Here is a 23,202-nt window from a genome sequence, read left to right as displayed (position 1 = left end):
ATCGCTGCCCCTTTGTTGACAAGTCGAAAAGACATGAGAAAAGACCGCGTTAGCCAAGTCGAACTTGGCGATCCGAACGTCGTTCTAAAACTCACGCTGCGTTGTTATAAACGCGGTCACAGCCCCATTGAACTCAAGTTTCAGGGAACCAAAGCGTCATTGTTTGCCGATAGCGAAACACGTCCCGCGTTCTAACCACTCGCAAAAATGACCAATTGCTGGCGATTTTCGCTACGACAATGCTGTCCCCCAATTCTACGCTCGAGCGAACACTGCGTGCTCGATTTTACTCGATGTAACTGGCCAAAAGTCGCAAGACGGCTCGAATACTGTTCAGAGACGCGGTTTCCGAGGCGGTGTGATAGCTCGTTGTGGGGATTTGCAGGGTTGTACCGTTGATTTTCCCCTCGGTCGCCGCCGTCAATCGCCCCAGTTCGGTCCGGCCAAACGACAGCGGTTTTTCGCGAGTGCGGTTGATCGCCTCGACATAGTCGTCTTTGAAACTGTAGGCGATCCCCAGCGACTCACACCGATCTTGTAGCTCCATCGTCATTTCGCTGGCAAAAATGGCGGTCGCATCACGACGCCGCAAAACGACTTCTTGCGCGGCTGCCGCCAGCGGGGTCGGATAGGGACTGGTGTCCAGCACGATCAGACGCTGAGTCCACAATTGCTGGCGTAAAAACCACTCGAGCGCGTATCGCCAACTTCGCCCCGCTTCTTCGCCCGCAGTGAACAGTACGGTGCCCTGAAAACCACAGCGGAACATGTGAACGAGAATCGCGACCGACAACACATTGTCTAGCTGAGCCGAGATGAAGCCGTCTGAGATCGTCAACCGATCGACGAACGAGACGGGTGTGCCCGGTTGCAGATGGCTGAGACCGTCGATCTCGAAAATCAAGTTGCGGCGATTCGGACAAACAAACGAACGGGTGATCGCGCCTTGGCCGAGATAGGTGCCGACGTGCGGCAGATGCGACTGGACTCGTTGGCCGATGAAACGATCCTGGATCAATTCCATCATCTGTTCCGAGACCGAGTCGCCGTTCAACTCGCCTCGGTTGCCAGCGATAAACGCCGCGTATTGGAATTCATTGGGCCCGGTACAGAGCAATCCGTGACGGTCGACGTGAGCGGACAAGACAACCGAATCAGGCCGATTGCCGCGTGCCACCAAGACACCGTGGTACAGAGACACGTTGACCGACAGTTCTTCGAGTTCACGCAATACGACTCGAAAGAAAGCCTGCTCGACGCCGACCACCGAAGGCTCGCGGACCAATCCGCCGAGCAGATGTAAGAAATCGCTTATTCCAGCGTCACTCGCTGCTGAATGCTTTACCAACGCGTCACGACCTTTGCATAAAAGAGGATACTCCGCCTTGGAGTTTCATTGCATGCGCAACTTTTGGCAATCGCGTGACGTAACGCCGGATCGCAAAGGGGTCGAGCATCCATGCCACGATTGACGTTTTAGTCTCGCTGGACCCAGGGGTTCACATCGTCGCTGATCTTCACATTGGAGGTGACAAACTTGACGATGGCCGGGATCACCTCCGAGGATTCATTGACCAGTGCGGGGCCGCTAAGACTGGTTTTGACCGTTTGTTGGGTCAGCCCCGACACTTCGCCTTGCCCTGCTTTCTTCTTGAACACCTCGATCCGTTTGGCAATGCGATTTGCCTCAGAACTTTCAGAGCTGCTGTCGCCTGCGACGATCATGATCGGCAGTCGCAGCACGTTGAAATCGGTGAGCGTGGTATCGATCCCGACTCCCTTTAGCTGTTTTTCTGGACTGATCAGCACAAGTGCCTTGACGTCTTGTCCTTGCTTTTTGCTGCCGATCGAAGGCCATCGCCAATCCCGCATCGTGAAATGTGACGCCAGCACACCGCCTTCGCGGACTCCGATCATAACCAGGGCGTTCAAATTGAGTTTGCCGTCATCGTTCTCGTGTTTCAGGAACTGCTTGGCCTCTTCCATATCCCCGGACAAGATCGCATCAATGTCACGTTTGTTCATCGTCGAGAGATTGAACGTTTGAGTCTTGCCTCGCAGATCGACATACTCTTTGCTGCCGCCGTGGCCACGGTAATCGGGAGCCAGGACCGCACAACCGGCATCGCGAAGTGCGACCACCAGATTGTAATACGGGCTCGCTTGGCCTTCCCATTCATGGACCAGGATCACAGGAATCGCATCTTTCCCCTTGTTCGAGGGGAAGTAGAAGGCGCGAAGTGCAATACCATCACGGGTCTTTAGCGTAACCGTACGTGGTTTGAGCGCCGGATCCTCTTTGACTTTGCCTTTCCCTTTCCGGTCCTGGCCGACAGCGACTGAGGCAACGACGACGCTCATCGCAAAAACGAGGAAGGTTACGACAATGCGGCGAACGGCATCACGCGTAGGGACTGAAGGATCGTGAAGGGACTGGACTGCTACAGCGCTTCGCATGAAGGACTCCTAAACATATTTTTCCGGTCGACTGAAAGCGGTTCGCTTCCCAAAATTGTCTGCATCTCACCAATTCAGACTCGCCACATCACTTCTATCTTACTATCGAAAGTTTTTGAAGTGTAACCCAATCGTCCCAGTTAAAGGGCCCCCGAAGCGGGATGGGCGGATAGGTTTGATGACAAGTTAGAAAAGGGGGGATCGGCACGCACAAAAACGAAACCGCCCTGATAAAGGTTAAACTGGCCCGTCGCGTGGGTCAAACTAACCGGACAAACAATCCGTGTTGATCTATACTGTTGCCTTCATCCGCTTGTGCCCGTCACGCTCGCCTCGCCGGATCCCGCGCCGAAAACCTAAAATCCTTTCCCCCCCTCTGCCTAAAACGATAATGTCGTACCCCCCCGCTGCTGCCCTCCTTCCATTTTTGTCGACTCACGCAAACGCATTTGCTTCGAAGCTCGCCATCGCAGGCTTGGCTTGGGGCGTGCTGGGAATTGCGGCACTGCCAAGCCTGTATGCCCAGCGGGATCTTACCGATATTCCGATACCGGACCCGGGAAGCGAATCGGCTGCAATGCGAGTGGACGAATCCGCAAACGTCAATCTGTACGCGGCCGACCCTCAGATTCGCAAGCCGATTCAAATGAACTTCGATGCCTCGGGCGCCTTGTGGGTGGCCACCAGCGAGGTCTACCCGCAAATCAAACCTGGCGAAGAGGCTGACGACAAAATCGTGGTGTTGCGTGACACCGATGGCGATGGCGACATCGACCAATCAACCACGTTTGCCGATGGATTGCTGATCCCCACCGGAGTAATTCCGGATGGCGAAAACGCTTGCTACGTCGCCGACAGCACTCAACTGCTGTATCTCGAGGACACCGACAGTGACGGAATTGCAGACAAACGCCGCGTCATCTTTAGCGGCTTTGGCACCGAGGACACTCACCATTTACTGCACACGTTGCGATGGGGCCCCGATGGATGTTTGTATTTCAATCAATCGATTTACATCCACAGCCACATTGATACCGCGTACGGCACCCGGCATTTAGACGGAGGCGGGATTTGGCGGTATCGCCCCAGCACCGGGCGATTGGAAATTTTCTGTAAAGGATTTATCAATCCTTGGGGCCACGTCTTCGATGAACAGGGCGAATCGTTTGTCACCGATGGGGCGGGGTTCGAAGGCATCAACTATGCGTTTCCTGATTCCGTCTTTAACACGTCGCCGGGAGCGAGACGGTGGGTGAGCGGATTGAACCCAGGAAGCCCAAAACATTGTGGACTCGCGGTGCTGTCGGGGACGCACATTCCCCCGGATTGGCGTGGAAATTTGGTCACCAACGATTTCCGCAGCCACCGCGTATGCCGATTTGACGTGACGCCCGAGGGCAGCGGATTTCGCAGTCAACAGCAACCCGAAATCATTACGACGTCGCATGTCGCGTTCCGCCCGATCGACGTACGGATGGGCCCTGACGGTGCCGTCTATGTTGCCGATTGGTACAACCCAATCATCCAGCATGGCGAAGTCGACTTTCGTGACGAACGGCGTGATCGCAAACATGGTCGCATTTGGCGTGTCAGTTTCCCCAAACAACCGCTTGATCATTGGCCTGAATTTTCAAAACAGTCGACTGCCCAGTTGTGTCAATTGCTCGACGACCCGTCGCTTGACGTTCGCCAATTTGCTCGTGAAGAATTGTGGCGACGTGCGGCAACCGATTCCGCGGGCGTAATGAAAACGATCCGCGATTGGCGAGACGCCGACAATGCAAACGCCGCGATGCGTGCATTGGAAGTCCTGTGGATGAACGAAGTGGTTTCGGCCGCGAATCTAGAGGATGCGCAAATCGCCATCGCCGCGAGCAAGCAATCGGAAAAACGTGTGCTTGGAACGACGTTGCGAAGCATTTGGCGTAGTCGCGAGAACGTTGCCACCGACAGTGATGCATACCGTGCAATCTCGCAAATGGTGTACGAGCAAGCGGATGCAACAGATCCGAGAACGCGGCTAGAAGTGGCCGTTAGCGTTGGCCAAGCTCGTGCGGATCGCGACGCATTAAACGCCGTGATCGACGTTGCCAAGCATCCGATCGACAGCAATCTGGACTTTGCAATCTGGCAATCACTGCGAAACCTCGACGCAGCGTCGCCATCGACATCCATCTTGGAACAGATCGATTGGCAGTCGAAACATCATGAATTAGCGATTGCGGTTCGCGCGATCGCCAATCCAAAGGCAGCACAAGTCGCCATCGAAATGCTACGACGTGAGAACGCGAATGCGGCCTCGAGCGACGAATTGTTTCTAGCTGCGGTCCAAGCCGGCAACGCAAATCAGCTCGGTCAGTTGCTGGAATTACTGACCCGCCCGTCGTCGTCCGCACATTCGCCCTCACGAATGACCGCGTTACTCGAGCGAACGAAGTCGGATGGAACCGTCCCAACCAACGCAAATTCGAGCGTCGCGGCCGCGGTTGCCGACGCCGAAGCACTCACCCGCAACCCAGCGTGGCGTACATCGCTGTATCGAGCAGTCGCAACTTGGAAGCTAAGCGAAGCCGAGTCCACCTTGATCGAAATGCTTCCTAAAACATCGGGCGACAGCCGGGCGGCGTTGATCGAGGCGATTGGATCGTTCGAGTCCGATGTGGCGAAACAGACGATCCGCGAACTGCTTGATTCACAGGACACTCAGTCCCGCGTAGCTGCCACGCGAACGATGGCAACCCATCGTCCGCGAGCCGCGTTTGCCGCCGTTCTAAAACTGGTGCAAAACAAAGAAACGATTGAAGAGGGATCGGCAATCATTGCCGAAATGGCGAAACGCAAAGACATTCCCGAAGCGTTTGCCAGCGTACTCGAAAAACAAACGCTCGACACCGATCTGGCAAGTCACTTGCTGCGATACATCCGCAGCAGTGGCGGAAATGCACGACTCGAAGAAGCGATTCGCGTTAGCGGAAAACTCGAAGACCTTGCTTGGAAATTGACGCCAGAGCTTTCAGCGGAGATCTTGTCTCAAGCCAAAAAGGGATCACCCGCTAACGGCGAACGAATCTATCGTCAAGCAAAACTGCAATGCATTAACTGTCACGCCATCGGAACGGCTGGCGGATTGGTCGGCCCTAACCTGATCAGCATCGGCGGCAGCTCGCAGCCCGATTATATTTTGGAATCGCTGCTCACACCGAATGTAAAATTAAAAGAAGGCTACACGACGACTCAATTCTTGACCGATGAGGGCCGCGTGATCAGCGGGATTGTGCTGACGAAAAATGACAAGACGATCCAAGTTCGACTTGCCGATGGCACAGTCACTTCGGTGCTCGTCGATTCAATCGAGGACGAATCGCCCGGCAAATCGCTAATGCCCGAGGGACTGCTGGACAATGTAACGCAAGCGGAGCTTGCGGATCTTGTCGCGTTCCTCTCTGCTCTTGGACGGGTTCCCGAATTTACGGTTTCGACCGACCCGATGCTCCGCAGCGTCGAAACGTTGATTTACTCGAACCAATCGAATCACCTGATCAATCGCACTAGCACCGATGCCGTGGCGAGTGGCGACGCCGTCATGCAGTGGCGGCCGCTGACGTCGCGGGTCGATGGAACTTTCACGATTGAAGAGATGGATGCGTTTAAGCAGCATCGAACAACACCTCCGACGTCATTCATTCGTTTCCGCATCAAAGTGCTCGCCGATACCGACGCTAATTTGGATCTGCCGAGCGAGATCACGGAAGCCTGGGTCGATGGCAAACCGTTTCCAGCGACATCGCTGCGGACCGAGGCCTTGGAAAAGGGTGAGCATACGATCGTGCTCGCCATTGACCGGACGCTGCAAACTGCCCCGTTTACCATCGGATTGGCTGCCAACGTGACCACGCCCGAGCAATAGTAAAGCGTCGCTCGACGTCTTTTTTTGTCGCCCGACGTCGCCGACGTCGGAAAGATACGAACGCCCGAAGACAACTTTTCGGACATTCCGAGCGAACCGTGGGGCAAATGTCCGCGTAGCGGTGTTGAGAACCTCTCTCAGACCGTTATATTTCCGGTTTGACAATTCCCACATTGAAGGACTTACCCAAGAACTGCCGCATGACGATTCAACCTGAATCCCGCCGGCCCATGATCGAAGCGATCGGGCTGAGTAAGTTTTACGGTCCTTTTGCCGCGACTCGCGACGTCACTTTTTCGGTAGGCGAAGGCGAATTGGTGGCATTTTTGGGCCCCAACGGTGCTGGAAAAAGCACGACGATGAAGATGTTGACCGGGTATATCGCTGCCAGCGAGGGCGAAGCTCGGATCGCAGGTCATAACATGATGGAGGACCGGATCGCCGGCAGCCGCCGATTGGGCTATTTGCCTGAAAATGGTCCGCTTTATCCGGAAATGACCCCCTACGCGATGCTCAGCTTTTTCGCGGAAGCTCGCGGCATGTCGACAGCTAGCAAAAAAGATCGCATCGACGCAGTCGTCGACATCTGTGACCTTTCGAGTGTCGTTCATAAACCGATCAGCAAGCTTTCCAAGGGTTTCAAGCAGCGTGTTGGCATGAGCCAAGCGTTGTTGCACGAGCCCGATGTTTTGATTCTGGACGAACCGACTGCGGGTTTGGATCCTAACCAGATTCGCGGAGTCCGTAAAACGATGCGGCGGTTGAGCGAAACGAAAACGATTCTGCTCAGCACGCACATTTTGCAAGAAGTCGAGGCGATGGCGGACCGCGTGGTCATGATTAACGAAGGACGACTTGTGTACGACGGTGACGTCGAAGGTCTGCGAAAGCTTGGTGCAAATGACTTGGACGAAGCGTTCCACTCGCTGACTCAGGGTGCCACCGCGTAACATGCCCACAACGCTTGTTCGCCTTTACCGACGAGCAACGTTCGTTCTCGGGGTTATCCCCTTGGTCAGGATGTGAGTTCGACGCGTTACGCCCGAGCTCGCCACCAATTCGAGACCGAGACGTCCTTGCCGATTCCGATCGGGCCCAACAATTGACTGGCCCAAAATTCACGGGCCCGAACCTGACATGAATGCACGCAAACCGTAACCTCAGAGCCGTGTTTGCACCCCGCTCCGTGGTTTTCCGCAACGAGCTAATCAACATCGAAGCCAACCACTTCGACACGTTTAACCCACACTATCAATTAAACAGATAACATGACGCTCAATAACGTCGCATTTGCCCTGCTGAACCTGTTCGTCTTGGACTTGATCCTGCTGTTGGTGTTAATGGCGATCGTCGCTGCACTGGCGGGCACCAAACGAGCCGCGTATGCCGTGCTGAAGCGAAACTTTGTCGGCTATTTCGGTAACCCTACCGGCTACGTCTTCCTTTGTATCTTCGTCTTTTTGACATCGGTATCGGCGTTTTGGCCTTACGAGTTCTTCAACCAAAACTTGGCGACACTGGACCAACTGAACTATTGGTTCCCGTTGATCATGCTGGTGTTTATCCCCGCGATCACGATGAGCATTTGGGCTGAAGAAAAGCGGCAAGGCACCGATGAACTGCTGCTGACACTGCCGGCCGACGACTTTGACATCGTGATCGGCAAGTACATGGCCGCAGCGTCGATTTTCACCGCATCGTTGCTGTTTAGCCAATTGAGCACGTTCATCACGTTGGCAGTACTGACCGAAGGAACACTCGATACCGGACTGATTTTCACCACCTATCTTGGTTATTGGTTCGTCGGATTGGCGATGATTGCGATCGGTATGATCGCGTCCTTCTTGACGGGCAACTTGACGGTCGGCTTTATCCTCGGAGCCCTCTTTAACGCTCCGCTCGCGTTTGCCTCGCTTGCCGATTCGATCAGCCCCAACAAACGCATTGCAGAATGGCTGGCTAGCAGCGGGATCGCCCGTCCGTTTGACGATTTTGGTCGCGGTGTGATCAGCCTTTCCGCCGTCGGCTACTTCGTCCTCGTCGCTGCGGTAGCACTCTACGCCACGATGGTATTGATTGGACGTCGCCACTGGACCGGCGGCAAAGACGGCAACACGATGGCGTGGCACTATATCGCTCGCGTCCTGGCCTTGATTGTGATCACCGCCGGCGCGGTCACTCTGTTTCGCAATTGGGACTATCGCAAAGATTTGACCGAAGGCAAAGTCAGCTCGCTGGCGGGTGCCACCAAAACGTTGATCCAAGAATTGGACACCGATCGGCCGATCGTGATTGACGCGTTTATCAGTGCAGATATTCCCGAGATTTACGCCCGCACTCGGTACGAGTTGATCAACCTGCTGAAAGAATTCCGCAGCGAAGCGGCCAAACGCAATCGCATGATTGAAATCAATCTGTACGACAATATTGAACTCTTCAGCGAAGAGGCAGCACTTGCGTCAGAGCGATTTGGAATCGAGCCGGTTAGCCGCATGGTGCGAGAGAAGGGTTCGTTCCAACAGAAGGAACTGATCCTGGGTGCCGCATTCCGATCGGGACTCGAAAAAGTCACCGTGCCGATTTTTGAATACGGGATTCCCGTTGAGTATGAATTGGTTCGCTCGATCAATACCGTCGCCGAGGGAACTCGAAAACGCATTGGTGTTGTGTCGACCGACGCCCGCTTGATGGGCGGCATGGTGATGCAGGGAATGTCCCCGTCACAAGCGGCCAAACATCCGTTGATTGAAGAACTCGCGAAGCAATACGACGTCGAAGAAGTCGATCTCGGTGCCCCAGTGACTGCGGGCATGTTTGACGCGATGATCGCCGTGCAACCTTCGACGCTGCCACCGGATCAATTCAGCCGTTTGGTCGACGCGATCAAAGTTGGCGTCCCTGTTGCGATCTTCGAAGATCCGATGCCCGTGTTCAACCAAGCCATTACGCCTACGGGAATGCCCAAGCAGTCGGCTGGCGGCATGTTTGGTGGCGGTGGGCCCACGCCCAAGGGGAACATCCACGAACTGTGGGATGCCCTCGAAATCGAATCGCCTGGAACCCCTGGAATGCAGGGCTTGTTCTCGTCCGATTTGGTCTGGCAACAATTTAATCCCTACCCCAACCTTGAACGTAATATCAATGAGTTGTGGGTCTTTGTCGACGAAAACGCACCCGAGGTCGAAGAGGGCGAAGCGCTCAGCGAAAAAAGCATCATCACCTCGAAACTACGCCAGGTGCTGTGCTTGTACGCCGCATCGGTTCGAGCGAAAGATAACTCGACTCTGAAACACACCAAGTTGATGTCCACCGGAGGACGCAGCGGATTGCTGCCGTTCAACAAGGTGCAACAGATCATGCAAGGGGGGACGACCGTTGCTCGCGAAATCGAAAGCGTCAGCCCCGGGTTGTCGGTCGCAATGACGATCGAAGGTGCTGCGGCGGAAGCCAAACCGAAAGCCGCAGACGATGACTCGAAAAAGGACGCGGATAAAAAGGCCGACAAAGCCGATTCACCTGCGTCCGCGCAAGGCATCAAGGCGGTTTACGTTGCCGACACAGACATCATGTCACCCGTCTTTTTGCAGATCCGAGCCGATCCAAAACAGGCTGCGGACATGCGTTTCCAGTTCCAAAACGTCACGTTCATCTTGAACGCCATCGATTGGTTGACTGGCGAAACGGCCTTTATTGAAGTGCGAAAGCATGAACCGATTTTCGCGAGTTTGCGAATGATCGATTCGGTCAAGGAAATCGCTAGTAGCAACGTCAGCCAACGCAGTAAGGAATTCCAAGACGAGTATGACGAGACCGTCCGTGAAGCTCAGGAGAAAATGGACACTGAGCTGAAGTCACTTCGCGAAGAGCTGGAAAAGCTGCAGAAAGAAAGTGCCAATGGACGTGTGCCTCCGGACAAATTGCAAGCCAAGGTCCAAGCGTTTCAAACGCTTCAGGAACGCGAGCAAACTCGTTTGGAAGTCAAGATTGCCAAGAGTGAACGTGATCGCGAACAAAAAATCGGTGACATTCAACGTGAAGCCGATCAAAAAGTGACTTGGATTCAAAACCAAGTCAAAGCCGCAGCCGTGGTGCTGCCATGTATCCCACCATTGATCATCGGTGTGATTGTATTCGCCTCGCGGCGATTGCGTGAACGAGAAAACATCAGCAAAAGCCGTTTGAAATAGTGAGATAGAGTCGTGAACGAAGGTACTAAAACAGGAATTTTCTGGGTCGTTGCGGTGGTGATGCTTGGCATCGCTACGCTAGTCGCATGGCCTCCGACAAACGAAAGCGAAACCGGCGGATTCGTCGGCAAACCGCTGTTCGAAGAATTTAAAGATCCGTTGGCAGCCGCCAGCTTGAAGATCGTCACCTATGACGAAGTCGATGCGACGCTGCAGTCGTTTGAAGTTCGTCGTGACAAGGAATCGGGTCAGTGGACGATTCCCTCGCGAAAGGGACCGAACAACAAGGGCTACCCCGCCGACGCGGTCGACCACATGAAAGAGGCAGCGAATTCGCTTGTCGATTTGAAGGTGCTCGATATCCAATCGGAAAACCCTGAGGACCACGAGGGACTTGGCGTTGCCGAGCCGAAACTCGAAGAACTCAAGCGTGGTGATGAAGGTGTCGGTCGCTTGGTGACGCTGAAAGACGAGTCCCAAAAGACGTTGGCTGCCTTGATCATCGGCGACAAGCTGAAGGACGAACCCGAAAAAGTTTACGTTCGCAAACCGGGGCAAGATCCGGTTTACGTCGTCAAGCTTGACGACACCCCGCTGACAACTCGATTCCAAGATTGGATCGAAGAAGACCTGCTGAAACTGAGCAGCATCGACATCGATACCATGGAGATCAAGGATTACAGCGCAAACCTGGGTGCGAGTGGCATTTCATTGCAGCGGAACTACGCAGCCACCGTCGTAATGGACGGCTCGCAGTGGAAGCTTGATAAACTGCTGAAATATTCCGAAACCAATCCGTTGGCTGACCCGACTCCGGTTGCGGTCAAGCCTGGCGAAACGCTGAACGCAACAAAGCTGAACGACATGAAGAACGCGTTGGATGATTTGAAAATCGTCGACGTTGTTCGCAAACCAGCGGGCATCAGCGAGAATCTGCGTGCCGACAAAGATCTTGTCTCGGACCAAGAAGCTCTCGAATCGCTTGCTCGCCGTGGTTTCTATCCGCTGCAAACCTCTGATGGCGGCGAATATGAAATGATTTCTGCGAACGGCGAACTGACCGTCTCGCTTAAAAATGGCGTTCAATATTTGCTCCGTTTTGGAAACGTTTCCGGATTAACCGACGAAGCGGATCAAGAAGCCAAAGAGGGTGACGAAGCGACAACCGGCGGCGTCAATCGCTACTTGTTGGTCACCACCCAAGTAAACGAAGCCAAATTCCCTGCACCGCAATTGCGTGAAATCCCGCAAAATCTCGATGATTTGAGAGCGTTGTTGGGAGTGAGCGAACCGAAGGCGGAACCAGTGAAGTCCGACGACGACTCTGGAAAAGAGGCGGTTGAAAACAAGGCAGCTGAAAAAGAGGACGCTCCCGAAGCTGAGATGAAGCAGGACGAAGCGGCTGAAAAATCGGAAGCCGCAGAAGAGCCCAAGGCTGAGGAAGAAGCGAAGGCCGAAGAAGCGAAATCGGAAGAGCCGAAGTCGGAAGAACCGGCCAAGTCGGACGACGAAGCTGCTGCCGAGCCAAAATCCACTGCAGACAGCGAAGCGCCTGCGGAATCGGGCGAAAGCGAACTCGAAGGCTCTGGCGAAGCCAGCGGTCAGGGCGAGGCTCAAGAAGAAGTCGCAGTAGATTCAGACGACGAGGTTGAGCCGGCAACCGAAGCTGCACCTGCGGAGAAAGCCGAAGAGGCTGATGATGCAGCCAAGGAATCTGCTGAACAAAAGCCAGCGGCGGATAAGCCAGCTCCTGAAAAGAAGGATACTGAGTCGAAAGAGACTTCCTCATCGGAAGAGTTAAGCGAAGAAGAGATGCTCGAGCGATTGGCTTCGGAACAGGAAAAAATCACGAAAGCGAACCAACGAATGCTGGACGAGCGAAAAGACAAACTCGAAGTGGCGCGTCGAGCGGTTCGAGATTTGAATGCTCGGTTTGCCGATTGGTACTACGTGATCCCGGAAGAGACCTACCGTAAACTTCGCCTTAGCCGCGAGGAGTTGTTCCAAAGCGACCAGCCTGAAGCGGGGAATCCAGCAGCCGGTTTCCCCGGCGGCCCCGGAGCGATGCCTCAGTTCAACTTCGGACCTCCCGGACAATAGTTCCGGCCAGCTAACTGCAAACAAAGCGTTCTCAGGATTCAATGCCTGGGAACGCTTTTTTTTAGCCGCAACGCGTAAGCACCGCCTGAATAAGAAGTGACGGGGTTTCCCGTAGCGGAAGTCGTCAAGACTTTCGTTTTCCAGGCTGGTCGAAACTCTTGACGGCTTGTTGATTTAATCCAAATGCAAATCGCAACGGTGAGCCGTGGGCCGTAAGGCACCGGGTAGTGCGCGGGCCCCGGCCGCTGACGCGTCATGGCTCACTAAATCAACAAGCCGTTGACGAGTTCCGCTACGACAGTAATTACTCCGACAGTCCTACGAGTGCGTCCGGGTTAGAAAGCTTCCGTTTTCGTTGGACTCTGAGCTATCACCATCATAACCCGTCGGCTCACTCGCCTAGGCTACGCACTTGGCGTTGGTGCTCGTACAGCACGATTCCGGCGGTGGTCGCGAGGTTCAAACTTCGCACTTTGCCGGTGGTGGGTATCCGCAGCGCATTGGGCGCGTCGCGATCGAGGATCGATTCCGGCAACCCTGACGACTCACTACCGAACACAAACACGTCATCTTTTTCAAAGTTGGCGTCCCAAATCGTCTTGGTGGCGAACCGCGAAAAATAGAAAAATCGGCGTGGCGAAAGTTTTTCGACCAAAGCATCCCAGTTGCCGACTTCTTCGATCATCAGGTGCTTCCAGTAATCCAGACCGGCCCTGCGGACGTGCTTTTCGTCCAATTGGAATCCGGCGGGGTGAACGATCCACAACTTCGCTCCCACCGCGACACAGGTTCGACCAATGTTCCCGGTATTCCCTGGTATCTCAGGCTGGTAGAGTACAACATGTGCCGACGGTAAAGTCGCTATACTGTCGCCTTTCCCATGACACGGCTCCTGCTCTTCTTGATTCTGTTTCATGCCGATCCAAGTAACCTGTCCAAATTGTTATAAGCGATTCCAAGTCAGCGATAAATTCGCTGGCAAAAAGGGTCCCTGTCCCGGTTGCAAGAATACCATAGCGGTCCCGGATAAGTCCGAGGAGGTGGTCATTCATGCGCCCGACGACGGCGCACCGAAAGATCGCAAGGGCGTCAGCGTCCTCAAACCGATCAAACGCACCGAGACCGACGTTACCCGCAAAGGATTGATCATCACGATCGCAGCGGTAGTCGGTGCTCTGGCAATCGCCATCGGTTTCCGCCTGTTCAGCGGTGGAAATGGTCCCCCGTGGGTCGCTCAGATCATTGGCTTGATTGTGATCGCACCACCACTGGTTCGCTGGGGGTACTCGTTTGTCTACGACCAAGAACTCGAGCCGTTTACAGGCATTGAGTTGCGAAATCGAGTGCTGATCTGTTCGGCGCTCTATGCTTCGCTTTGGATTGTTTACGCGTTTGTTCCTAGCTATGTCTTGGAACTCGAAAGAGCCGCTGAGATGGACTACATGACGTTCGGAATTATTCTGTGCGTGATGTTGGGACTGGGGACATTCATTGCTATGACAACGTTCGAGATCGAAGCAGTAGGCGGTCTGACTCACGCTGGACTGTATCTGTTGTCCGCAGTTTTGTTAGCGATCATTGCCGGAGTCACGTTGGCGGGCGAAGAAAGTCAAGAAGATATTCGCCGTGCGGCGGGATTGGCAATGGAAGTGACAGTGGACGATTGGCACCATGATTCCTGAAGTCGCCCAGCTGAACCAAGCATCATCGCTGGTTCGCATTCCACCGGCCGACGGGGTGCCGATCTCGCCTCGCGTAAGACGAATCATCGATTCGCCTCCGATGCGTCGCTTGGCGTCGATCAGCCAGCTAGGCATGGTTGCGTTGGTTTATCCCGGTGCGACTCATTCTCGATTTGAACATTCGTTGGGCGTTTATCTGAACGCACTTCGGTTGCTGGCCCGATTCACCGGCGATGCTTCGCTGAACCCGCCGCTAGATGCTCGTTCCGCAGACGCGTTTGTGCTCGCGGCGCTACTTCACGATGTCGGGCACTGGCCGTTTTGTCATCCGATCGAGGATATGAACCTAACTGGATTCCGCGAACACGAATCACGCGTCTCCGATTGGATCGAGCAATCCGAGCTACGCCAATGCATCCAGCAGGACTGGTCGTGCGAAATTCAAGACGTCGTCGATCTGCTGGAACCAAACAAGAAAGCCACCGCAACGCAAACGAGCAGTCGTCCGCTAAGTTTTTTACGCAGTTGTCTCAGCGGCCCGATCGACATTGACAAACTTGACTATCTGCAACGCGACAGCTTGCACTCAGGGGTCCCGTATGGTCGCAATTTCGATGTGGGACGTCTGATCGATTCGATGTGTGTTCATCCGAGCAAAGGCATTTTGGCGATCGGCGAAAAAGGGCGGACAGCAGCAGAGATGATGGTGTTTGCTCGCTATGTAATGTTCAGCGAGGTCTATTGGCATCATACCGTTCGCTCGGCCACCGCGATGCTACAGCGTGCCGTGTTCTTGCTGAAGGACAAACTTGAACTTGAATCGACCTTCAAGTTGAACGATGCCCAGTGGATCGCCCGCCTGGTCGAGGCCAGTAACAGCGTTTGCGACACGTCGCTTGGAAACACACGTCACTTGGTCGATGGATTGTTTGGCCCTCAACGTCGGCTTTACAAACGTGTCGCCGAATTTAACGCGATCGATGCTGTGGCGGGACACCCCGTCGAAGTGCATCGCCAAATCGCTAGACGCCCGTATTGGTGGTTGGTTGCAGCGAGTGAAACATTGGCCGCCCGTCTAGCATCGATGACAGGCGAGCCGGTGGCTGCTGAAGACATCCTGATTGATGCTCCGCCCGTCAAACTCGAAGTCGACATTAATGTCGATGTCATCCTGCGTAACGGCATCTTCGATCGTGCTGCGAGTGACGTTGATGGTAGCGGCGATGCGAACGGCCAGTGTGTAGTAAAACAGAGTCGATCGAACATCGGTGTCACCCTGGCGAACGTTTCCCCGGTCGCTCGCGCACTAGCACGTCAACAATTCGACGATCAAGTCAAGCGGGTTCGTGTGTTTGTGAATCCCGAAAAACGCGACATGATGACACACGCGGTTCGCGCCCATGGCGATTGGTCTAACCTCTTGATCGATGTGATCCAAAGTGTCGACAACGAGATCGTTTAACATTAAGAATGACATGAACAAGCCTGCCTCTCCCTCCGCTAATGCCCACTCCGCAAAAGTCATTGTTTGTGCTGATGCGGTGACTGCATCACGTACCGTGGCAAATATGATCGTCGAGGCGATCAACGCGAATCCGTCGATCGTCCTCGGGTTGGCGACCGGCGGAACGCCTACCGCGACGTATGCAAACATCGTCGAAGATTTCCAATCCGGCAAAGTACACTTCAAAAAGGTGACCTCCTTCAATCTCGACGAATACATCGGATTGAGCGGAACGCACCCTCAGAGTTTTCGCTACTTTATGCAGTCGGAACTGTTTGATCACATCGACATCGACCCAAACAAAACGTTTGTTCCCGAGGGCAACGCAAGCGATCCGGCAGCGCATGCGGTCCAGTACGAAGCACAAATCGCCGCTGCCGGGGGCATCGATCTGCAGTTGTTAGGCATCGGTCACAATGGGCACATCGCCTTTAACGAACCCGGATCGTCGCCCAGCACACGAACACGCGTGGTCGAGTTGACACCGTCTACTATCGAAAAAAATGCTCGCTTCTTTGCTTCGGTTGACGAGGTGCCCAAGACCGCGATCACGATGGGGATTGGCACGATCCTGGAAGCGAAACAGATCCTCTTGCTTGCCACCGGCAAAGACAAAGCCGAAGCGGTGCGGCGATCGTTGCAAGACCCTGCAAGCGAAGACGTTCCCGCATCCTGGCTCGAGCAGCACCCCGATGTAACGTTCGTCTTGGACGAAGCCGCCGCCAGCGAGCTGTCGGCCTAAACCGGTTGGCATCAACGGTCGTCTATCAAAGCGTAGGGCCGGTTCCTACCGGCCGACTCCATCGAGCCGCCCAGGTCGGCCGGCAACGCTGTGAACGATTTCTAGGCTGCAAATTACATCATTTGCGTTTCGTAGCTACGCTCGCCAGAGCGTGGATTGTTGGCGTCCAATTCGAATCACCACCTTCTGGCGAAGGTAGCTACCAGAAAATCGTTCACGACGTTGAGACGGCCGGTGGGAACCGGCCCTACTTAAAACTAAACCGGTTGGCATTCTCGGCGACTTGCTTACAGCTCGTCGTGGTCGAATTCCACCGATTCGTTGATCGCATCGATCATGTGCTGGGTATCAAGTGCTTGTTGCTGATACACATCGAGTGGTTCGTCACTGATAAATCTCGCGATCATTCGACGTTCCTGATTGCCTTCGAACGGAAACTGCTCGACACCTCCGGTCGCATCATGGATCCAACATCGGGCGGGACGGTCATGCCAAGGACGAGTGAAATCGTCACACACCAGCGACGCGTCACTGCCCGCCACCTCGCACCACTTTCGCGTTGATGTGTCGTAGCCACACGACAGCGTTGCGGTCACGTCATGATCGAACCACATCATCGCTGTGATTCGCTGGGCGACCCCTTGTCGCATCACGCGTCCGGCAACCACACGGTTGGGCAACCCGCCTGCGACAAATCTCGCTAACGAGCAAACGTACCAACCAAGATCCAACAAACATCCACCGCCCAAAGCCGGGTCGAGGCGATGTTCGCCAGTGATAAATGGGCGGAAAAACGATACCGCCGCCGTGATGTGCCCAATCTTCCCGAACCGCCCTTCGTCTAACCAGCGACGAAACATTTCGGTCCGCTCGTGGTGTAACCAACCCGTTGCGTCGAGCAGTCGCACCGAATGGGCTTGACAGGCAAGATGCACGGCGAGCGATTGTTTTGTCGAAACAGTAAGTGGTTTTTCGCACAACACGTGCTTGCCCGCCTTGGCAGCCGCGATCGCCCATTCCGCATGCATCGATGGCGGCAATGCAACGTAAACGGCGTCGACATCATCGCGCACCAATAACGACTCGTAACCCTCCACCGCAGCCGCGATGCCAAATTGATCGGCCTGCCAGCGAGCCCGCTCGCTCGTCCGGCTTGCGATCGCAGTGACTTCGGCGCCGTCGGTTGATTGAATATCGGCGACCAATCGCCGAGTAATCCGCCCTGTGCCAAGCACTCCAAAGCGTGTGATCGATCCTTCACCACTCATAAACGCATTCTCATAGGTTAAACGATTCGTGTTGCTTGCTTCGACAAATTGCAGTTTAGGACAATCGGCACAATTTCCTGTGTGACTCGATCAACCACTCTGCCGCTTGCTGAATTTCTTGATCCGTGTTGAAGCGGCCGATTCCAAACCGAACACTTCGTCTCGCCTCGGATTCGTTGAGTCCAATGGCGGTCAATACATGGCTTGGTTTCGCGTCCACGCTGCTACATGCCGACCCGCTGCTAAATGCCACCGACGGTGTCGCCGCCATCCATGCCTCGCCCTCGATGGCCTCGAGTTGCAAATTCAAGTTACCCGAAAGCCGCTGATTCGAGTCAAGCGAGATACCATTCAGTTTGATCCCATCGATACCGGAGGATAACAATTGAAACAACTGATTTCGCATTTGCCCAATCCGGTCGTGATGGCTTTCCATTTCATCGACCGCTAATTCCAGTGCCGTCGCCATGGCAATAATCCCGGCGGTATTCAGCGTACCACTGCGAAGACCTTGTTGTTGCCCGCCGCCGACGATTTGAGGCCGCAGCCGGACACGCCGATTGCCGTTACCAACCACCAGCAAGCCTGTCCCCTTGGGCCCGTAAAACTTGTGTGCCGCCGCACTCAACAAATCAACGTCTGCGGCAAGTACATCGACCGGGATTCGCCCCACCGCTTGAGTCGCGTCGCTATGCAGCAACACGCTACGGGCATGACACAAATCTGCAACGTCTCTCATCGGAGCAATCGAGCCAATTTCATTGTTCGCCCACATCACCGAAACGAGCGCAGTATCGTCGTCAATCGCATCGGCGAGTCGGTTCAAATCGACCACGCCGGTGGCACCTTCTGCTTGGGCGATCACCGGGACCTCCGTGACGCGAAACCCTTCACGCCGAAGTTCATCGCTGACGTCAAGCACGGCATGATGCTCGGACGTCACGGTCACGAAGTGCCGTTTTTTTTGACGAGGATGCAAACACACACCTCGAATCGCCAAATTATTGCTTTCGGTCGCACCGCTGGTGAAAATTACCGAATCGGCTGGAACGTTCAGCGCCGCCGCGATTTTGGCAACTGACTGCTGTATGGCCGCTGCAGCAGTTCGCCCCATTTCATGCGATCCGCTGCTAGGATTCCCAAAATCCTCCGACAACCATGGCACCATTGCCTCGACGACCCGCGGATCGCATCTGGTGGTCGCGTGATTGTCAAGATAAATCATCGTTTACGTTAAGAAAAAAGGGCCTGTCGGTACTTGGTTGCATTGTACCGAAACCGCCGGAATTGCAGACCCGCCTGTGGCGTGGAAAGGAAACAGCCAAAACCCTTGAAAACAGCCACGCGAAAACTTTCCAGCGATTCGCCTCGTCGGTATCATGCATTACCTACGCGTGGCGCATGATTCGCTGCGGCCTCTTCCCCCCTTGCCGATTTACACGCAGATCCACTCTCCGAAGGAGCACTACCGATGCCGCTATTCGAGGTTGAAACCGACTCTCATATCATCATCACTTGGGCCGAAGATGAACAGGCGGCCCGTGCCGTGGTCGCTGATGCCTATCCCTACGACGAGATCGCCCGTCTCACCAAGCGGCCACGTGATACGTGGGTGATCAGTAAAGGAGCTCTCGGGCTAACCACTCCACCCCTGAGTCCCTGTGCCGTGGCTCGCGAATGCTTGAGCCGTTCGTCGGGGGACAAGGTCAATGCAATTCGCCTGTATCGGATGGAAACGGGTAGCGATCTGGAAAATGCACGCAAAGCAATCGAATCTAACATGGTCATGGGCTGGTAACTCGGTCGGATCGTGTTGTGTTTCCTTCCTTTCTCACCATGATTGTGGCTGAGAATGAAACTATTTTCGGCCAGAGTTTTCATGCCGCGTTTTCCATTTTTGTTTGCCCTGTTGTGTAGCACACTGATTGTGGGCTGCGATGGATGTCGTTCGACCTCCAATCCCGAAGACGAAGAAAAGAAGAAGGCTGCTCTACCAGACTTCACCTCCATGCCCGCCCAAGCATTCCCAGCGGATGGGGTTCCCGCCGGCGGCGGAATCAAACCAGGCCATTGGTTTTCGGCCTCGGAAGTTCTGAAGAGCAACCGCGAAGACATTCGCGGCCAATTAGAGAGTCGGACTTTGCTAGGCAAGGGTTCGAGCCCCAACGGACAAACGCCGCCCAATGCGTTGGTCAACGTTCGCCCGATTGTTCTTCCCAAAGGGCAGCAGCGTCGTTTCGATTATCGAAACTTTGCCCCGTCACCAAATGGTGACTCGCCAAACATCTTCCTGTCTAGCCAATTGCTCACCGGCGGTCGAGGAATCGTCTACGACTCGCAACCGGAAGTGTTTAAATATCTAAGTCAGGAAGAATATTTCTTTATCATTTTGACCACTCGCCCCGAGCGTTTTGCGAAATTACTTGCTTCCGATTGGCAGCGTCCTTACCGATCCGAGTCCGAGTTTTCAAACAAGGCAGCCAACTATCGGATCGTCATTCCTAACACGAACGAAGTGCTTCCGATCGCAGAAACGATGCTCGATTGGACCAGCACCGCAGTCGTGTTTTGGGACGATGTCTCCGCCGACGCGTTAACGCCTGGACAAACCAAAGCGATCGCCGATTGGATACATTTCGGTGGCCAATTAATTGTCAACGGAGCAGACGCCTCCGATGCAATCGCAAACTCACCCCTCGTGGACGTGTTGCCACTGATACCGCGTGGGAACATCGAACTGGCTCCGGAATCTGCGGTGGAATTGCTAACGTCGTGGTCGGTCGACACCGATCGATCCAAAGAATCGCAGACGGCACTGCTGCAAAATGGGACCGCGCGAATCGCCGTAGATGGCAATTTGGCCACCGATGCGGCGGATGTGGATGGAACCGGTAACCTGATTCTCAATCGCCGAATCGGTCGCGGCCGAGTGGTTCTGTCACGGTTTGATCTGATGAGCGATTGGATCTCGAATTGGGATTCCTACGACAGTTTCTTTAACGCCGTCATCCTCCAGCGCCCGCGACGCCAATTTGTCGAAATCGAAGCGGAGATTTTGATCAAACACCAGTACGCTGACCTGGACCGCTATGACGCCGACCCGACAATGAACACAAAGTTTCGCATCGCCGCTCGCGACGCATTGCTTGCGGCGGCGCCGGCCGATGAGGCCAAATCAACCGCAGAAACAGCAGACGCAAACGCAAACCCCGACAACGTAAACGAGCGAACAAACACCCTTAAAAAACGTGTTTCACTCGATCGATGGACCCGGGTTGATCCAGTGATGGGCATCGGTGCCTGGACAAACGCGAGCGACTCGGTCGAGTTAACACAGAACATTTTGCGTAACGAATCAGGGATTACGATCCCACCGTCCTCGTTGGTCGTTCGATCGCTCGGCTTTTACTTGTTGGCACTCGTGCCGCTGAACTACCTTGTGTTTCGTATGATTGGCAAATTGGAATACGCTTGGTTGGCGGTACCCGTGATTGCCATCGCCGGCGCCGTCTGGGTCGCTCGCTCCGCACAGCTGGACATTGGATTCGCGCGCAGCCAAACCGAGATTGCGATTTTAGAGACGCAACCGGGATATGAACGAGGCCACCTTTCTCGTGTCCTCGCCATCTACAATTCGTTGTCGAGCACCTACGACTTGCAATTCAACACGGTCGACGCGGTCGCCAATACCATTCGCCAACCGAAATCTAAAAGCGATGATGCTCCATTGCAGTTCCGCACCGATTTCGAAGAGGGCCCGATGTTGTCCGGGGTCGCCGTGGGCAGTAACCAAACACAAATGGTTCGCGCGGAACAGATCGTTGACATCGGCGGCGGCATCTACATCGACGGTGAAACGCTTGTCAACGAAACGGATTACGACTTGCTCGATTCCTTTGTGGTTGTCAAAACCGCCGAGGATCAAACCCAGCTTGCCGTCGTGGGGATTTGTTCGGCAGGCTCAAAAACAAAACTACGTTTCCGCGATAATTCTGTGGTCAACGTGCCAAGCGAGTTGCCGCTTCAGGTGTCTCGAGTGATGCGTGCTTTCCTTGCTAACGGATCCATCCCACCGCAGTCTTCTCGTCTTGTCGGCCGCATCGAACAATCGATGCCGGGGATGAATATCGCGCCGCAAGCAAACCAACAAAGTGCCCAGACGATTGTGGTTGCCAACCTAAGCTATGCACCCTCGCCAGCAGCAAAACCAGACGTCAATTTGATAAGCGACTTTCGTCTATCACTCCCCGAGATCAACAACATCGAGAGCGAAGATTATACAGAGTGATAAATCGGATCGCTCAAACGTACCAGCTTTGCAACACTGAATATTCACCGTCCACCGCTCGGCCCCAGGAAACTTGATGATCACGCTCAAAGGATTCGGAAAAGACTATGGCGATTTCACGGCTGTGGAGAGCATTGACTTAGAGATTGCCGCGGGCGAAACGTTTGGGTTTATTGGCCCCAATGGTGCCGGAAAAAGCACCACGATTCGATTCCTGGCGACGCTGTTGCGAGCAAGTCGTGGCAGCGGATCCGTAGCCGGTTGTGATGTGATGGGAGACCCCGTCGGCGTGCGGCAATCGATTGGCTACATGCCCGATAACTTCGGCGTTTATGACGGCATGCGAGTTTGGGAGTTCCTGGACTTCTTTGCCGTGGCGTACCGAATCGGACGCACCGAGCGAAAGCAGATTATCGACAACGTGCTCGAACTGTTGGACCTAAGTCACAAACGCAATGATTTCGTCAACGGTTTGTCGCGAGGGATGAAACAGCGATTGTGCCTCGCCAAAACACTGGTTCATGATCCACCGGTGTTGATCTTGGACGAACCGGCTTCGGGGCTCGATCCGCGTGCACGAATCGAAGTCAAAGCGTTGCTGAAAGAGCTACGCAAAATGGGCAAGACGATTTTGATCAGCAGTCATATTCTGACGGAACTCGCGGATTGCTGTACGTCGATCGGCATCATCGAACGGGGGCAATTGTTGATGACCGGGCCAATTGGAAGCGTGTACCGGCAAATCCGTCGCAACCGAATCGTCGAAATTGACTTTTTATCAGGCCTGGAGGCGGGGCTTTCGATCCTGAGGAGCAGTCCGGCACTGCGGTCGCTTGAACAAGAGCCCACTCGTGTGATTGCCGAACTTGAAACCGATGACGAGGGATTGGCCAATTTGCTTGACGAACTGATCAAAGCGGGCATCCGGATGCGTTCGTTTAATGATCGCGATCCCACGCTCGAAGATGTCTTCATGACCGTGACCAAGGGGTTGGTCACATAAATGTCGTTGATCGCTCGGACGTCGACTGAAAAGTGGGATAGGCTTCCAGCCTGTCATTGCACCC

16 protein-coding genes are annotated in these 23,202 nt (G+C 54.5%); 11 read left to right on the top strand and 5 right to left on the bottom strand.

From position 1 onward, the window contains the following. Window positions 1-33 precede the first annotated feature (33 nt). On the top strand, window positions 34-195 hold the full coding sequence (locus tag SH528x_RS07880) for a hypothetical protein (protein ID WP_442509972.1): 162 nt from the start codon (window positions 34-36) through the stop codon (window positions 193-195). Window positions 196-286: 91 nt separating this feature from the next. Here the strand turns inward: SH528x_RS07880 and SH528x_RS07875 are convergent, their stop codons facing one another. Together SH528x_RS07875 and SH528x_RS07870 are read right to left on the bottom strand one after the other, a co-directional pair. Further along, window positions 287-1,348 (bottom strand): peptidase M42, encoded by a 1,062-nt coding sequence (locus SH528x_RS07875; RefSeq protein WP_442509971.1) that lies wholly within the window; start codon window positions 1,346-1,348, stop codon window positions 287-289. A gap of 128 nt (window positions 1,349-1,476) precedes the next feature. Beyond that, window positions 1,477-2,457: an alpha/beta hydrolase gene (locus SH528x_RS07870; RefSeq protein ID WP_442509970.1), complete on the bottom strand. Its 981-nt coding sequence runs from the start codon at window positions 2,455-2,457 to the stop codon at window positions 1,477-1,479. 391 nt (window positions 2,458-2,848) lie between these two features. Here SH528x_RS07870 and SH528x_RS07865 point away from each other — a divergent pair, with 391 nt between their 5' ends. The 4 genes from SH528x_RS07865 to SH528x_RS07850 all read left to right on the top strand — a co-directional run bounded on the left by SH528x_RS07865 (window position 2,849) and on the right by SH528x_RS07850 (window position 12,651). Beyond that, window positions 2,849-6,364, top strand: coding sequence for a PVC-type heme-binding CxxCH protein (locus SH528x_RS07865; protein ID WP_442509969.1), 3,516 nt, complete (start codon window positions 2,849-2,851; stop codon window positions 6,362-6,364). A gap of 200 nt (window positions 6,365-6,564) precedes the next feature. Then, window positions 6,565-7,314 carry an ABC transporter ATP-binding protein gene (locus SH528x_RS07860; RefSeq protein WP_442509968.1) on the top strand — a complete coding sequence of 250 codons (750 nt, stop codon included), beginning with the start codon at window positions 6,565-6,567 and terminating at the stop codon, window positions 7,312-7,314. A 318-nt stretch (window positions 7,315-7,632) separates the two neighbouring features. Next, complete coding sequence (locus SH528x_RS07855; RefSeq protein WP_442509967.1) at window positions 7,633-10,551, top strand: Gldg family protein; 2,919 nt, start codon at window positions 7,633-7,635, stop codon at window positions 10,549-10,551. 12 nt (window positions 10,552-10,563) lie between these two features. After that, entirely contained in the window at window positions 10,564-12,651 is a 2,088-nt protein-coding gene (locus SH528x_RS07850; RefSeq protein WP_442509966.1) for a DUF4340 domain-containing protein, read from the top strand. 391 nt (window positions 12,652-13,042) lie between these two features. On the opposite strand, the gene SH528x_RS07845 is transcribed toward SH528x_RS07850, so the two are convergent. Then, window positions 13,043-13,567 (bottom strand): tRNA (cytidine(34)-2'-O)-methyltransferase, encoded by a 525-nt coding sequence (locus SH528x_RS07845; RefSeq protein ID WP_442509965.1) that lies wholly within the window; start codon window positions 13,565-13,567, stop codon window positions 13,043-13,045. Between SH528x_RS07845 and SH528x_RS07840 the strand changes: the two genes are divergently transcribed. The 3 genes from SH528x_RS07840 to nagB are packed head-to-tail and all read left to right on the top strand — an operon-like array spanning window position 13,566 to window position 16,579. After that, complete coding sequence (locus SH528x_RS07840) at window positions 13,566-14,333, top strand: hypothetical protein (protein ID WP_442509964.1); 768 nt, start codon at window positions 13,566-13,568, stop codon at window positions 14,331-14,333. The genes SH528x_RS07845 and SH528x_RS07840 overlap by 2 nt on opposite strands. Next, complete coding sequence (locus SH528x_RS07835) at window positions 14,323-15,795, top strand: HD domain-containing protein (RefSeq protein ID WP_442509963.1); 1,473 nt, start codon at window positions 14,323-14,325, stop codon at window positions 15,793-15,795. Before SH528x_RS07840 ends, SH528x_RS07835 begins: the two co-directional genes overlap by 11 nt. A 13-nt stretch (window positions 15,796-15,808) precedes the next feature. Beyond that, a complete protein-coding gene (nagB, locus tag SH528x_RS07830; protein ID WP_442509962.1) occupies window positions 15,809-16,579 on the top strand; it encodes a glucosamine-6-phosphate deaminase in 771 nt (256 codons plus the stop codon). 287 nt (window positions 16,580-16,866) lie between these two features. Here the strand turns inward: nagB and SH528x_RS07825 are convergent, their stop codons facing one another. Both SH528x_RS07825 and SH528x_RS07820 read right to left on the bottom strand, forming a co-directional pair. Continuing rightward, window positions 16,867-17,847, bottom strand: a complete 981-nt coding sequence (locus tag SH528x_RS07825; RefSeq protein ID WP_442509961.1) for a Gfo/Idh/MocA family protein — start codon at window positions 17,845-17,847, stop codon at window positions 16,867-16,869. A 55-nt stretch (window positions 17,848-17,902) separates the two neighbouring features. Then, on the bottom strand, window positions 17,903-19,072 hold the full coding sequence (locus SH528x_RS07820) for a cysteine desulfurase family protein (protein WP_442509960.1): 1,170 nt from the start codon (window positions 19,070-19,072) through the stop codon (window positions 17,903-17,905). Between the two features lie 246 nt (window positions 19,073-19,318). Here SH528x_RS07820 and SH528x_RS07815 point away from each other — a divergent pair, with 246 nt between their 5' ends. From SH528x_RS07815 to SH528x_RS07805, 3 genes are all read left to right on the top strand, one after another. After that, window positions 19,319-19,645, top strand: coding sequence for a DUF6793 family protein (locus SH528x_RS07815; protein ID WP_442509959.1), 327 nt, complete (start codon window positions 19,319-19,321; stop codon window positions 19,643-19,645). Between the two features lie 81 nt (window positions 19,646-19,726). Continuing rightward, window positions 19,727-22,135 carry a hypothetical protein gene (locus SH528x_RS07810; protein ID WP_442509958.1) on the top strand — a complete coding sequence of 803 codons (2,409 nt, stop codon included), beginning with the start codon at window positions 19,727-19,729 and terminating at the stop codon, window positions 22,133-22,135. A gap of 76 nt (window positions 22,136-22,211) precedes the next feature. Further along, entirely contained in the window at window positions 22,212-23,138 is a 927-nt protein-coding gene (locus SH528x_RS07805) for an ATP-binding cassette domain-containing protein (protein ID WP_442509957.1), read from the top strand. Window positions 23,139-23,202: the final 64 nt, after the last annotated feature.

Source organism: Novipirellula methanifontis, assembly GCF_052161655.1.
Classification (GTDB): Bacteria; Planctomycetota; Planctomycetia; order Pirellulales; family Pirellulaceae; genus Novipirellula.
The sequence above is the reverse complement of the archived record's forward strand: the minus strand, read 5'-3'. Positions and strand labels throughout refer to the sequence as shown.